The following is a 14149-nucleotide window of genomic DNA, read 5'->3' as shown; positions in this document are numbered from 1 at the left end:
CTATATGAAAGATTACAAGAATATACTCATCATCAAGATGAGTTCCTTAGGTGATGTAATTCACGCATTGCCTACCTTGTACGCTGTGCGCAAGAATTGGCCTAATGCTCGTATTACATGGGCTATTCATGAGCAATTCGCTAGCCTCTTACCTGGTACACCATGGGTTGATGACGTGATTATCATTGACAAAAAACAACTAAAGAAGCCTACGTATTTATATCAATTGCGCAAGGAGCTACATAGTCGTCATTTTGATATGACCTTAGACCTTCAATGCATCGCTAAAAGTGCTATTGTTTCTTTATTATCTGGTGCCCCTGAAAAATATGGCTACTGGGAGCTTCGTGAGGGCAGTAATCTTGTTAATAAAGCCTTAGTAGGTGAGCATAAATACGACCATGTTATCGAACGGTATCTTGATACTGTACGTGCACTTGGTGGCGAGGTAGAGGAGATTGAATTTCCTATGCCAGCTTACGTTGAGGCTGAGAAATCCATAAAACAAAAGTTGAAATGCCATGGTGTAGATGATGAATATATTGTAGTTGTACCAGGGGCACGATGGATTGTTAAGGAGTGGCCACTTCTAAATTTTGGAGAACTTTGTATTCGTTTATGTGAATCTGGTAAGAAGGTTGTTATTGCCGGTGCTCCTGATGATGTAGATAAAGGTGCTTTCATAGAAAATTATGTAAAACATAAGAATCTCATCAATTTAGTGGGATCTACAACCATGCCTGAACTCATTGAGTTGATTCGTCATTGTCAGATTTTTATTAGTGCCGATACGGGACCATTGCATATTGCAAATGCTTTGAAGCGTCCTTTGATTGCCATGTTTGGTACAACATCACCTAAGCGTACAGGTCCTTATGGTGGTAGTCATGTACATCTCATTATTTCACCTACTTCTAAGGCTACACCTGAGCAACCACTAGTAGATGATCCAGACTGTATGGCACAAATTCCTGTAGACGCGGTATGGTCAGTGTATGAACAAGTACTTGGAAAGGAACTATAATGGAACTAGATTATAAGCGCATTGTGGTAACCTTTTTAATGCATTTAGGCGATGTTATATTAACGACTCCGTTTTTAGAAGTGCTTCGCAAAGCGGCTCCTCATAGTCATATTACGTATGTAATAGATGAAAAATTACAACAAGTAATGGAATATAATCCAAATATTGATGAACTTATTGTTGTAGATAAAAAAGGGCGCCATAATAGCATCTCAGGTCTCAATGAAGTGGCTCGTGAAATCAATGCTAAGGGAAAACCTGACATTGTCATTAATTTACATCCTAATGAGCGTACTTCATATTTAGCCTGGAAGATTCATGCACCTATTACAACTGGTATGAGTCATTTCCTCTTTAGACCATTCATGACAAAGTATACGCGCTTAGATCGTAAAACTCGTCATGCTGCGGATATGTACATTAATGTACTAGAGCAATTAGGTGTAACAGATACTTCTAACTCTGGTTTACATATTGAGACCTGTGAAGAATGGCGCCGTCAGGCTCAAGAGTTTTATTCTGGTCATGGATTAACTGATACTGATATACTCATTGGTTTTAATATCGGTAGCGCCGTTCCTGAGAAACGTTGGCCAGCTGAACGATTTGCTCATGTAGCAGATTACTTTGGTCGTTTAGGTTATAAGACGGTTTTCTTTGGCGGACCTATGGATCTTGAAATGGTGCATCCCGTAGTAGAACAAATGGAAACAAAGCCTATTGTGGCTACCGGAAAATTCCAGTTAGGCCCTTTGGCAGCGGCTATGAGCCGTTGTAATCTATTAATTACTAATGACTCTGGACCAATGCATGTAGGAATTAGTCAAGGTGTGCCAATTGTGGCACTGTATGGTCCATCAAATCCATTCTTTTATGGACCTTATCAAGCTCATGCTGTCGTTTTAGAAACGATGGATTCTTATGAGATTGGTAAAAGCATGAAGAAAATTATTAAAGAAGGAAATTATAAAGGATTATCTGTAATTTCTGAAGAACAGGTTATTAAAGCAGCGGAAACATTGCTTTTAGAATCGAAATAAACATATGAACTATATTGTATTTGATTTAGAATGGAATCAACCCTATAGCAATGATATTAGCTTTATGAAGCGCACAAAAATGCCGTTGACAGGGGAAATCATTCAAATCGGAGCGGTAAAACTGAATGAAAAGATGGACATTATAGATCATTTTACGATGTTCATCAAACCTCAATATCTGCCACGGATGCATAAACATGTGCGTGAGTTGACAGGGATAAGCACCCATGAGCTCAATCATGGTGTGCCATTCAAGACGGCTATGCAGTACTTTCAAAAATGGTGTGGTGATGAATATATGCTGCTTTCTTGGGGATCAGACGATATTCTTATCCTACGCGAAAATCTTATGCTTCATAAGATGAAAGCATTATCTTATGATCAATGGGTAGATGCGCAAATGATTTATTCTTATCAACGCTATGGAACAAATCAGCAGTACTCTGTGGCACATGCTATGGAGGATCTTAATATATCAACGGAGCATCTATCTGCTCATAATGCCTTGCATGATGCAGTCTTTACAGCTCACATTTGTCAGTCTTTAGATATCGCACAAGGAATTTTGCATTATGATCTAATTCGCAAGGAAAGTAGTAATCCTTTCCTATATCCTCCTATTCTTACATTTTTTATGTATGAAAATTTTTCTGAGAAAAAACGTATTGTTCATGATAGAAGAGTACGTATGTCCTTCTGTCCGTACTGTCAAACACGTTTAGAAATGACAAGACCTGAACGATTACAAGGGGATAAGCACCTAGCCATTGGAGTATGTCCTAAACATGGCGATTTTGCGGTGCAACTTAAAGTTGGAAAGTATACGATTAAGTCTGGCAGTAGTAAATTCTATGTTACTAAGGTACTGACCCATTGTACGGATGAAATTCGTTCTCTATATACTCAGAAGTCTGAAATCAATCGCGAAAAAGAGCGAAAATATTTAGAGTATCGTAAGGCGGAACAAGAAAAAGTCCGCCAAAAATAGTTATGTAAATTCAAATTCATTTTCTGAATTGTACTATATATTAGGATATGAACTTTTAGAAAGGATAGATTATGGAACGTAAATATGCATGGCATAATTATGATGATGCCACTATGGAAAAGGTATATGCTTTAAGTGATACATATCGTCAATTTTTAGATAATGGTAAAACAGAACGTGAATGTGTTGTGCAAGCTGTAGAATTTGCAGAAGCAAAGGGCTATATAAATCTAAATGACATTATTAAAAGCAATACGTCAATTAAAGCTGGTGATAAGATTTATTACACACATATGGATAAATCTATTGCTTTATTTAATATTGGTACTGATGATATTGAATTGGGTATGAATATTTTAGGTGCTCATATTGATTCTCCACGCATCGATGTAAAGCAAAATCCACAATATGAGGATAGTAATTTAGTATTTTGGGATACTCATTACTATGGAGGTATTAAAAAATATCATTGGGTAGCTATGCCTCTTGCTATTCATGGTGTTGTGGTAAAAACAGATGGCACCCGCATTAATATCAACATTGGTGATAAAGAAACAGATCCTGTGTTTTGCATAACTGACTTGTTACCTCATTTGGGACAAGAACAAATGCAAAAGAATGCAGCTAAAGTAATTGAAGGGGAAGCTCTTGATTTACTCATCGGTAGCCGTCCAGTTAAAGACGAAGAAAAAGAAGGGGTTACTAAATTTATTAATAGCCTTCTTGAAAAAGAGTATGGATTTATTGAACGTGACTTATTGTCTGCAGAACTAGAAATTGTACCAGCTGGTAAAGCACGTGATATGGGCTTTGATCGTTCCATGGTAATGGCGTATGGCCAAGATGATCGCGTGTGTGCCTATACATCCTTGGTAGCAATGCTTGAAGTGGATAATGTAAAGCGTACTACCTGTTGCTTACTTGTAGATAAAGAGGAAATTGGTTCTGTAGGTGCTACAGGTATGCAATCACGCTTCTTTGAAAATGCAGTGGCTGAAATTTTAACACTTATGGGTAAACCTAATTCTGTAAGTGTACGTCGTACGTTGGAGAAATCTCGTATGTTATCCTCCGATGTAAGTGCCGGTTATGATCCACTCTATGCGTCTGCATATGAAAAGAAAAATGCTTCCTACCTTGGCATGGGCGTAGTATTCAATAAATTTACAGGCTCTCGTGGTAAAGCTGGTTCTAACGATGCTAATGCTGAGTATATGGGCTTTATCCGTCGTGTCATGGAATCTAACAATGTAACATACCAAACGGCAGAGCTTGGTAAGGTTGATTTAGGTGGTGGTGGCACCATTGCGTACATCATGGCTCTTTATGGTATGAATGTCATCGACTGTGGTGTAGCCGTTCTTAGCATGCATGCTCCTTGGGAGGTTACATCTAAGGCTGATATTTACGAGGCTAAACAATGCTATGTAGCGTTCTTAAATGCAGCTGATGAATCAATCTAAGATAATGGGGCTTTCACCAATGGTAAAAGTCCATTCTTTGTGAGGTGTATATGAAGCAAACAGAATTAGGCGCAGCTATAGAGTCTGCGAAAGGAGAGGCTACAGAGGTCAAGACTGTAAAGGTAGATATTTTTGACATCCCTGAAACGAAGGTTGAGGAATATATTGCTAATCGTAAAGAGGTAGCAGAAGCAGCAGCACAGGTTATGAGATCATACTGTGTTACTGTAAAACGTGAAACTTTAGATCCTGAAGAAGGAGAAGCAGTGGTTGGTTACTATATAACGGGTGAAATTCTAATGTGCGTCATCTTGGACCCATTTGAAGTGCCTGTTATGAAGGTAGCTCTTGATAAAGGGACTCTTAAGGACTATATTTTAGCAGCTAATGATTTAACAGAAGACATGTTAGCGTCTCTTGAAAAGTAAAAGGATTTCGTATCTTAATGTGTTCTATAAATGGACAAATGTAAAATACTTTAACCTGCTACATTGATGTAGTAAAGAAATTTGTTTATAATAGATGTATTATAGTCATTGCAGATAGGAAGGAAATCCCCATGAACTTGAAAAAAGGTATTGCCCTAGCGCTCACGGCGGCAGCATTGTTGGCGTTTACAGGCTGTGGCTCAAATGGAACTACATCGAATGGTGAATATAAAGTTGGTGTTGTACAGCTGGTAGAACATCCTGCACTAGATGCGGCAAATAAGGGCTTTGTTGATGCGCTAAAAGAAAAAGGTTTGGCAGAAAAGATTACTTTTGATCAACAAAATGCGCAAGCTGATCAATCTAATTTGAATAGTATTGCACAGCGTTTCGTATCCGATCGGAAAAACTTGATTTTAGCAATTGCTACGCCAGCGGCTCAATCCATGGCGAATGCAACTCATGATATTCCAATCTTAGGTACAGCAATTACTGATTACGAGGCAGCTAAACTTGTTAAATCCAATCAAAAACCTGGTGGTAATGTATCTGGTACGTCTGACATGAATCCAGTAGAGCAACAAGTAGATCTAATTTTACGAGTAATGCCAAATGCGAAAACAATTGGTACTATCTATAGCTCAAGCGAAGTAAACTCTCAAATTCAAGTGGAGAAGATGAAAGCTTATGCAGCTACAAAGGGTATTAAAGTTGAAGAAGTTACAGTTTCCAATGTAAACGATATTCAACAAGCGGCACAAAACCTAGTATCTCAACGTGTGGATGCAGTTTATGTGCCAACAGATAATGTGGTAGCTTCTGCGATGAGCAATCTTGTAGCTATTACCGATCCAGCAAAAATTCCTGTGTTTGGCGGTGAAGATAACCACGTAAAAGGTGGGGCAGTTATGTCCTTGTCTGTAGATTACTACAAACTTGGTTACCAGACTGGTTTGATGGCAGCTAAAATTCTAACTGGCGAAGCTAAAGTTGAAGATATGCCTATCGAAATGCAGAAAGAATTTAAATTAGTTGTGGGAAAAGATAAATTAGAAAAATTGGGCATCACCTTACCAGAGGATTTGATGAACAAGGCGACTATGATTTAATACATAACTGGTAAGGAGTTATACATGAACTGGAAAAAAAGTATTGCAGTGGCACTTAGTGCCATTGCTGTTATGGCAATGGTAGGCGGTTGTGGTTCCAATACTGCAACTAATGACCAAAAGAAAATTGGTGTTATTCAATTAGTAGAACATCCATCTCTTGATGCTGCTAATAAAGGTTTCGTAGATGGTTTAGCAGCTAAAGGATTTAAGGATGGTCAAAACATTAAAATTGATCAACAAAATGCACAGGCCGATCAATCTAATCTAAATAGTATTGCACAACGTTTCGTATCTGATAAAAAGGATTTAGTATTAGCTATTGCAACGCCTGCGGCTCAGACGATGGCAAATGCTTCTCATGACATGCCAATCATGGGTACAGCTATTACAGATTACGTGACAGCTAAACTCGTTCAATCTAACGAACACCCTGGTGGTAATGTATCTGGTACATCTGATATGACACCTGTTGAAAAAGAGGTTGATCTTATCATAGCATTAGTACCGAATGTAAAGCGTATTGGTGCCATTTATACATCCTCTGAGATCAACTCCCAATTGCAAGTTGAAAAAATGAAAGCGTATGCTGCTACAAAAGGTATTACTGTTGTAGAGGCAACTGTTTCCAATGTAAATGATATCCAACAAGCCGCTACCAATCTTGTGAACCAAGATGTACAAGCTATCTATACGCCAACAGATAATGTATTGGCATCTGCTATGGCTAACTTAGCACAAATTACAGATGCTGCTAAAATTCCAGTATTTGCTGCCGATGAAGGTATGACAATGACTGGTGGTGTAGCAACTTATTCTGTTGATTACTATCAATTGGGTTATCAAACAGGTTTAATGGCTGCTAAAGTTCTTGCAGGAGAAGCAAAAATTGCAGACTTAGCTATTGAGACACAAAAAGAGATTAAGTTAACTGTTAACGAAGAACGTGCTAAAAAATTAGGTATTACGATTCCTGAAGCTCTTCGTAAAGATATGAAACAATAGAGGAGAATTTGATGTTAGATTTAGTGGTAGGCACCATAACCACAGGCCTTTTATGGTCTTTGTTAGCGGTCGGTGTATTCATAACCTTCCGCGTATTAGATGTGGCTGACTTAACCGTGGAAGGTACGTTCCCAATGGGGGCAGCCATTTCTGCTATTTTAATTACAAGTGGTATGAATCCAATCCTTTCCATTTTACTTGCCGGTGTGGGTGGTATGATAGCCGGTGCTGTAACAGGTTGGATTCATACAAAATTAAAAATTCCTGCATTATTGGCTGGTATTTTGACAATGATTGCATTGTACTCTGTAAACCTTCACATCATGGGCAAAGCTAATGTATCTTTGCTTCGAATGGATACAATTTATACGATTCTTGGTGGATTTTTCCATACGCCGAATATGTGGTCTGCAGCCATCGTAGGTATTATCGTTGCTGTAGTAGTATGCTTGCTCTTATTTTGGTTCTTCGGTACCGAAATTGGTACAGCCTTACGTGCTACAGGTGTTAACCCTCAAATGATTCGCGCTCAAGGCGTAAATACTGATAATATGATCGTTCTTGGCCTTTTGATTTCCAATGGTTTTGTTGGTATGTCTGGGGCTCTTATCGGTCAATTCCAAGGCTTTGCTGATGTAGGTATGGGGATTGGTACCATCGTTATTGGTTTGGCTTCTGTAATCATCGGTGAAGTAGTGTTTGGTACGAAATCCTTCGTACGTAGTCTCATCGCCGTAGTACTTGGTTCTATTGTATATCGTATCGTTATTGCAGCCGTTCTCTACATGGGTATGCCACCAAATGATTTGAAATTATTCACTGCAATTCTTGTTGCCATCGCGCTTTCCTTACCTACATTGAAAGCAAAATGGTTGGCTCGTTAAGGAGGACACTATGTTAGAAGTAAAAAATATGGTAAAAACCTTCTTTAAGGGCACAATTAATGAAAAGACTGCATTACAAGGCATTAATCTTCGTCTAGAAGAGGGTGATTTTTGTACTGTCATTGGTGGTAATGGTGCTGGTAAAAGTACTTTATTAAACTCCATTGCTGGTGTATTTCCAGTAGATGAAGGATCCATTACAATTAATGAGATTGATGTGACAAAAATGCCAGAATACAAACGTGCTAAATACATTGGTCGTGTATTCCAAGACCCGATGGTTGGTACTGCTGGTAATATGCAAATCGAGGAAAACTTGATTCTTGCTATGCGCCGTGGTAAAAGCTTAGGTCTTAAATGGGCTTTCAAAGATAGTGAACAAGCATTTTTCAAGGAACGTCTTGCATTATTAGGCTTAGGCCTTGAAGATCGTTTATCTGCTCGTATGGGCTTACTATCTGGTGGTCAACGTCAATCTATTACATTGTTAATGGCTACCATGCTTCGTCCAGAACTCTTATTGCTAGATGAGCATACGGCGGCACTTGACCCTAAAACTGCAGAAAATGTATTGCAACTGACAGATAAACTCGTTGCAGAACATAATCTAACAACTCTTATGATTACCCATAATATGCGTGATGCATTGCGATTTGGTAATCGCCTCATCATGATGGATGCTGGTCGAATCATCTATGATGTAAAAGGGGAAGAAAAGAAACAATTAACTGTTGCGGACTTACTTCAAAAGTTCGAGGTAGCTGGTGAAAATGCACTGAGCGACCGCATGGTGCTAGGTGCTAAATAATAGAAGAAAGTTCTAATCTATCTTTTGTTCAATTACTGTATTTTTGCTTTACAAGATAGGGCAGATACTGTATACTAAATTAGGTCGTAAGACATATCGTAAGCGAAGTATTCGATTCTCCAACGGTTACTTAAGCTTATCGGGATTATAATTTTTTTAGGAGGTAACATTAATGTTAACTACAGAAGCTAAATTAGCAGTAATTAAAGAATACGCTACTCATGAAGGTGACACTGGTTCTCCAGAAGTACAAGTTGCGATTTTAACAAGTCGCATTCAATACTTAACTGAGCACTTGAAAGAGCACAAAAAAGACCATCATTCCCGTCGTGGTTTGTTGAAATTGGTTGGTCAACGCCGTAACATGCTTGACTACCTTCGTCGTAAAGATATCGAACGTTATCGTTCTCTTATCGAACGCCTTGGTCTTCGTAAATAATAAAATTAGCCGTCCTAAAGGACGGCTTTTTTATTTTGAATTGGCTATTTAGCTTTAATTGATATATAATTAGAAGGTATACATATAAGAAGATTTTTAGGAGGAATAGGAATGGAACAATTCCAAATGGACCTAGCTGGTCGTACGTTTACGATTGAGACTGGGGAACTTGCAAAACAAGCTGGCGGTGCTGTAATGGTTGGCTATGGCGATACTCGTGTACTCGTTACTGCTACAGGCTCTAAAGAGGCGAAGGATATCGACTTCTTCCCACTTACAGTAGACTATGAAGAAAAAATGTATGCGGTTGGTCGTTTACCAGGGGGGTTCATTAAACGTGAAGCGCGTCCACCTGAGTCTGCAATCTTGAATAGCCGTTTGATTGACCGTCCTATTCGTCCATTATTTAATAAAGGTGTACGTAACGAAGTACACGTAGTAGCAACAGTTATGTCTGTGGACCAAGATTGTGATCCAGCCATTTGTGGTATGATTGGTGCTTCTGCGGCATTGTCTATTTCTGATGTTCCTTGGAATGGCCCTATTGCAGGCGTTCGTATGGGACGTATCAATGGTGAATTTGTTGTAAATCCAACGAAATCACAATTAGAAGAAACAGATCTTAATATCGTTGTAGCTGGTACTAAAGATGCTATTCTCATGGTTGAAGGTGGCGCTGAAGAAGTACCGGAAGATATCATTCTTGAAGTTATCATGGCAGCTCACGAAGAAATCAAAAAGATCGTAGCATTCCAAGAAGATATGACTGCAAAAGTAGGTAAGGAAAAACGCGTATTTGAATGTAAAGATGTTCCTGCTGAAATTAGTGATGCAGTTCGTGCCTATGGTCATGATAAACTTGATGCTGCAGTTCGTTGTGCAGATAAGCAACAACGTGATGCACAAGAAAATGAAGTACGTGCAGATGTGTTAGCTCACTTTGAAGAAATCTACCCAGATAACTTGGCTGATGTAAATAAAGCATTTGATGCAATGACAAAAGAAATCGTGCGTCATATGATTACTGTTGAAAAAATCCGTCCAGATGGCCGTCAACTTGATGAAGTTCGTCCAATCTCTTGCCGTACAGGCGTATTACCACGTACACATGGCTCTGGCTTGTTTACACGTGGTCAAACTCAAGTGTTGAATGTCACAACAGTAGCGCCTTTATCCGAAAAACAAACCATCGATGGTCTTGGTGTTGAAACTGAAAAACGTTATATCCATCATTATAATTTCCCGTCCTTCTCTGTAGGGGAAACTCGTTCTTCCCGTGGCCCTGGGCGTCGTGAAATTGGTCATGGTGCGTTGGCCGAACGCGCATTGGTACCTGTGATTCCGAGTGAAGAGGATTTCCCATATGCTTTGCGTTTAGTATCTGAAGTATTGGAATCTAATGGTTCTAGCTCCATGGCTTCCGTATGTGGTTCTACATTATCTTTGATGGATGCTGGTGTACCTATTAAAGCACCTGTAGCTGGTATCGCTATGGGTCTTGTAACTCAAGGGGAACACTATACAATTTTAACTGATATTCAAGGCATGGAAGATGCTCTTGGAGATATGGACTTTAAAGTTGCTGGTACAGCTAAAGGCGTAACAGCAATTCAAATGGATATCAAGATTTCTGGATTATCCCGTGAGATCCTTCAAGAAGCATTAGAACAAGCTCACAAAGGCCGTATGCATATCATGGGCATCATGCTTGATACAATTGCTGAACCACGTCAACAAATGTCCCAATACGCTCCACGTATTATTACAATGAAAATTGATCCTGATAAGATTCGTGACGTAATCGGTTCTGGCGGTAAAGTAATTCGAAGTATCATCGAAGAAACAGGCGCTAAAATCGACATCGAAGATGATGGTACAGTATTTATTGCTTCTGTAGAACAAGAAGGGGCTGCAAAAGCTCAAGAAATTATCACAAACCTTACTAAAGAGGTTGAAGTAGGTGAAGTATACCTTGGTAAAGTAACTCGTTTAATGGCCTTTGGCGCATTCGTAGAAGTATTACCAGGTAAGGAAGGTCTTGTACATATTTCCAAACTTGCGAAAGAACGCGTTGAAAATGTAGAAGACGTAGTAAGTGTAGGGGATGAAATCATGGTAAAAGTTATCGAAATCGATAAACAGGGCCGTGTAAACTTGTCCCGTAAAGATTGTTTAAAATAAGAGGTGTTACATGGATATTCGTGGCTTTGAAGTAGTTTCTGCTTTTGAAGAACAAGATATCAACTTACCAACTCGTAAAACAACTGAAAGCGCAGGCTATGATATTGAATGTGCTGAAGCTGTTACATTAGAACCAGGACAAGTAGTGCTCGTTCCGACAGGTATTAAAGCTTTCATGGCGTACGACGAATACCTTGCCATTCACATCCGATCTAGCATGGCTATTAAACGCCATTTAGCACTTGTGAATAGCACAGGTATCATTGATAGTGATTACTACAACAATGAGGACAACGAAGGTCATATTATGATCGCTCTCTATAATTTTGGCAAAGAACCAGTTACCCTTGAAAAAGGCGAACGCGTTGCTCAAGGTATATTCTCTAAATACCTTATTACAAATGATGATGATGCTACTGGTGTAAGAACTGGTGGCATTGGAAGCACTGGGACTATGTAAATAATATATGGTTTTGTATAAACTAGTAAAAACCGCTCAACTTTGTTGGGCGGTTTTTGTGTGTTTATTTCTCTCTTCAGCTGTAATTATTATCAATAATACTATATAATATTTATTATAGTTAGTAGAACAATTCGGGAGGCTTTATGAAACAGGAGTCAAAACAAAAAAAGAATGTAGGTACATCAGTTATGGGGAATGACATTGAGACTACACAAAATACCATGCACGTTTTGGATGAGAATAAGGTTCTTAAAAAAAGTTATGAAGATGTAGTATATATTTCTCAACCTTTTGGGGCGACCTCGTTAAATACATTAGCAGCGCGAGCTTTGTTATTTGGACTAAATCCTGTATCTTTAAAAAAGGCGCGTGTCCTTGAGCTTGGATGTTCTTTTGGCGGGAACATTATTTCTCAAGCTTTATACTATCCTGAAGCGTCTTTTACGGGTATTGATTTATCGTCTTCCCAGATTAAGATGGGAAATGAACTGATTGCGTCGATGGGACTATCTAATATACATTTGCTTGAGAAGGATATTCTAGATATTGATGATTCATTCGGTACCTTTGACTATATTATTGTACATGGTATTTGGTCCTGGGTTCCGGATGTGGTAAAAGATAAAATTCTATCTATCTGTAATAAGAATTTATCCGACAATGGTGTAGCTTATGTATCGTATAATACGTATCCTGGATGGAAACGATTAGATCAGTATCGAGAAATCATGCAATATGCAGAGCAAAAAGAGTTAGAGCTACCGTTGATGGAGCGGACTTTATATACGAAGAATATATTGAAGCTCGTAGCGGATACAATGGGATTAGATAATCGGATAAGTCAAAAAGCGAGTTATAAAATTGATAACATCCAAAATGTGTTGAGCTCTAACGATTATTATGTGGCTCATGAATATTTAGAGCCTTTTAATGATCCTGTATATGTACATGAATTTATAAAACGTGCCAATGACCAAGGTTGTGCCTATATAGGGGATGTATTTCTTTCACGATCTTTCATAAGTTGGTTACCGGAGGATATTCACGATAATATAGCTCAATTGGCAAATGATGATTATATTGCAAAAGAGCAATATTATGATTACATTTATGATACGCAGTTTAGAATGTCCCTGTTAACGAAAAATAAACATAGTAAAAAGATTGTTCGTAATGAACGAGTTAGTATAGATGTATTATCAAAATTATATTATTGCAGCGTTGTCAATACTGGTATTCCTTCTAATATGACGGATAGTATCCATATTGCTATTAAAGAGGTTATGGATCGAGGGGATATATTTACTGTTCAGGATATAGTTGATCATATACATAGAAAGTTGCCTGGTTATACTATCGAAATGGACAGAGTTTATTCTCGTTTACTATATTTGATTATTGTAGATAATCTCGATATGTATGCCGAACCATATGAAAGAGTTGCTTTCGAAGATAATAAGGTGTATATACCTCAACGTTTTATAGATTTTATTTCTACTATAGTAGAAAAAGAAGGCAGCTCCTATATTGGTATAGGCGACATGTACAATAAAGTACAACAAGATATAGATAATGGATTTCTCTTTGTAATAAAGCAAATGGTGGAGCCTACAACAAAAGAAAAGATTCTTGCTATTATGGATGACAATATTACAGTTCAGCGTCATACGCGGGATAATATTGATTTTATTGTTCCTAATAAAGTGTACTTAGAGGAAATTTTACAACGTATAAAAATGCTCGGGTTTTTACATAAAATAAAAGATTAGAGGTATATATGGCAATTAGTAAGGAAATTCAGAAATCCAGTGAAATGAAATTTAACGGTAAGTTGATTCAAGTTACCTATGATATAGCCGATGTGAACGGAAAGGATGCATGGCGTGAGGTTGTGCATCATCCGGGTGCTACAGCGATTGTGGCAGTAACAGAGGATAATAAGATTGTTATGGAACGTCAATTTAGATATGCTTTGCAACAGACGCTACTGGAGGTACCAGCAGGAAAATTAGATCCAAATGAAGAACCGATTGTTTGTGCTAAACGGGAGCTTGCTGAGGAAACCGGCTATCGTGCAGCTCAATGGATTTCGTTAGGTACAATTGCTACGAGTCCTGGTTTCTGCAATGAAGTATTACATTTATATCTTGCGAAGGACCTTACCATGGGGGAAACCAATTGGGATCCTGATGAATATGTGGAGCTAGAATACTACACATTGACAGAACTATTGGAAGCTATCAAGAATGAGGCTATTAAGGATAGCAAATCTTTGGCGGCCCTCATGCTTGCTATGCCATATCTTAAGTAATTTTTA

14 protein-coding genes are annotated in these 14149 nt (G+C 38.4%); all 14 read left to right on the top strand.

The features are described 5' to 3' along the window. The first annotated feature begins 4 nt into the window (after positions 1-4). The 14 genes from NE668_RS03480 (at position 5) to NE668_RS03415 (ending at position 14143) form a co-directional block, all read left to right on the top strand. The gene (locus tag NE668_RS03480; protein WP_004697170.1) at positions 5-1024 is read left to right on the top strand and encodes a glycosyltransferase family 9 protein; all 1020 of its coding nucleotides are present in this window, start codon (positions 5-7) and stop codon (positions 1022-1024) included. Then, positions 1024-2064, top strand: a complete 1041-nt coding sequence (locus NE668_RS03475; protein WP_156697498.1) for a glycosyltransferase family 9 protein — start codon at positions 1024-1026, stop codon at positions 2062-2064. The genes NE668_RS03480 and NE668_RS03475 overlap by 1 nt, the downstream gene beginning before the upstream one ends. A 4-nt stretch (positions 2065-2068) precedes the next feature. Beyond that, a complete protein-coding gene (locus tag NE668_RS03470; RefSeq protein WP_156697499.1) occupies positions 2069-3052 on the top strand; it encodes a 3'-5' exonuclease in 984 nt (327 codons plus the stop codon). Between the two features lie 71 nt (positions 3053-3123). Further along, a complete protein-coding gene (locus NE668_RS03465) occupies positions 3124-4515 on the top strand; it encodes an aminopeptidase (protein ID WP_012864239.1) in 1392 nt (463 codons plus the stop codon). Positions 4516-4565: 50 nt separating this feature from the next. Next, complete coding sequence (locus NE668_RS03460; RefSeq protein ID WP_012864240.1) at positions 4566-4943, top strand: hypothetical protein; 378 nt, start codon at positions 4566-4568, stop codon at positions 4941-4943. A gap of 131 nt (positions 4944-5074) precedes the next feature. After that, positions 5075-6052 (top strand): ABC transporter substrate-binding protein, encoded by a 978-nt coding sequence (locus NE668_RS03455; protein ID WP_008713786.1) that lies wholly within the window; start codon positions 5075-5077, stop codon positions 6050-6052. A gap of 24 nt (positions 6053-6076) precedes the next feature. After that, entirely contained in the window at positions 6077-7057 is a 981-nt protein-coding gene (locus NE668_RS03450; protein ID WP_012864241.1) for an ABC transporter substrate-binding protein, read from the top strand. Between the two features lie 11 nt (positions 7058-7068). Next, positions 7069-7941 carry an ABC transporter permease gene (locus tag NE668_RS03445; protein ID WP_004697183.1) on the top strand — a complete coding sequence of 291 codons (873 nt, stop codon included), beginning with the start codon at positions 7069-7071 and terminating at the stop codon, positions 7939-7941. Positions 7942-7951: 10 nt separating this feature from the next. Next, entirely contained in the window at positions 7952-8749 is a 798-nt protein-coding gene (locus tag NE668_RS03440) for an ABC transporter ATP-binding protein (RefSeq protein WP_004697427.1), read from the top strand. Between the two features lie 172 nt (positions 8750-8921). Continuing rightward, a complete protein-coding gene (gene rpsO, locus NE668_RS03435; RefSeq protein WP_004692991.1) occupies positions 8922-9188 on the top strand; it encodes a 30S ribosomal protein S15 in 267 nt (88 codons plus the stop codon). Between the two features lie 111 nt (positions 9189-9299). Beyond that, a complete protein-coding gene (locus NE668_RS03430; protein WP_101928198.1) occupies positions 9300-11369 on the top strand; it encodes a polyribonucleotide nucleotidyltransferase in 2070 nt (689 codons plus the stop codon). Between the two features lie 10 nt (positions 11370-11379). After that, on the top strand, positions 11380-11829 hold the full coding sequence (gene dut, locus NE668_RS03425; RefSeq protein ID WP_004692993.1) for a dUTP diphosphatase: 450 nt from the start codon (positions 11380-11382) through the stop codon (positions 11827-11829). Between the two features lie 146 nt (positions 11830-11975). Continuing rightward, positions 11976-13601: a class I SAM-dependent methyltransferase gene (locus tag NE668_RS03420; RefSeq protein WP_227036854.1), complete on the top strand. Its 1626-nt coding sequence runs from the start codon at positions 11976-11978 to the stop codon at positions 13599-13601. A gap of 8 nt (positions 13602-13609) precedes the next feature. After that, entirely contained in the window at positions 13610-14143 is a 534-nt protein-coding gene (locus NE668_RS03415) for an NUDIX hydrolase (protein WP_004692995.1), read from the top strand. Positions 14144-14149 lie beyond the last annotated feature (6 nt).

It is taken from the genome of Veillonella parvula (assembly GCF_024461875.1).
In the GTDB taxonomy this organism is placed as follows: domain Bacteria; phylum Bacillota; class Negativicutes; order Veillonellales; family Veillonellaceae; genus Veillonella; species Veillonella parvula_I.
The sequence above is the reverse complement of the archived record's forward strand: the minus strand, read 5'-3'. Positions and strand labels throughout refer to the sequence as shown.

Coding starts and splice junctions, on each gene's coding strand:
- NE668_RS03480 (WP_004697170.1), top strand. CDS start 5: ATGAAAGATTACAAGAATATACTCATCATCAAGATGAGTTCCTTAGGT.
- NE668_RS03475 (WP_156697498.1), top strand. CDS start 1,024: ATGGAACTAGATTATAAGCGCATTGTGGTAACCTTTTTAATGCATTTA.
- NE668_RS03470 (WP_156697499.1), top strand. CDS start 2,069: ATGAACTATATTGTATTTGATTTAGAATGGAATCAACCCTATAGCAAT.
- NE668_RS03465 (WP_012864239.1), top strand. CDS start 3,124: ATGGAACGTAAATATGCATGGCATAATTATGATGATGCCACTATGGAA.
- NE668_RS03460 (WP_012864240.1), top strand. CDS start 4,566: ATGAAGCAAACAGAATTAGGCGCAGCTATAGAGTCTGCGAAAGGAGAG.
- NE668_RS03455 (WP_008713786.1), top strand. CDS start 5,075: ATGAACTTGAAAAAAGGTATTGCCCTAGCGCTCACGGCGGCAGCATTG.
- NE668_RS03450 (WP_012864241.1), top strand. CDS start 6,077: ATGAACTGGAAAAAAAGTATTGCAGTGGCACTTAGTGCCATTGCTGTT.
- NE668_RS03445 (WP_004697183.1), top strand. CDS start 7,069: ATGTTAGATTTAGTGGTAGGCACCATAACCACAGGCCTTTTATGGTCT.
- NE668_RS03440 (WP_004697427.1), top strand. CDS start 7,952: ATGTTAGAAGTAAAAAATATGGTAAAAACCTTCTTTAAGGGCACAATT.
- rpsO (WP_004692991.1), top strand. CDS start 8,922: ATGTTAACTACAGAAGCTAAATTAGCAGTAATTAAAGAATACGCTACT.
- NE668_RS03430 (WP_101928198.1), top strand. CDS start 9,300: ATGGAACAATTCCAAATGGACCTAGCTGGTCGTACGTTTACGATTGAG.
- dut (WP_004692993.1), top strand. CDS start 11,380: ATGGATATTCGTGGCTTTGAAGTAGTTTCTGCTTTTGAAGAACAAGAT.
- NE668_RS03420 (WP_227036854.1), top strand. CDS start 11,976: ATGAAACAGGAGTCAAAACAAAAAAAGAATGTAGGTACATCAGTTATG.
- NE668_RS03415 (WP_004692995.1), top strand. CDS start 13,610: ATGGCAATTAGTAAGGAAATTCAGAAATCCAGTGAAATGAAATTTAAC.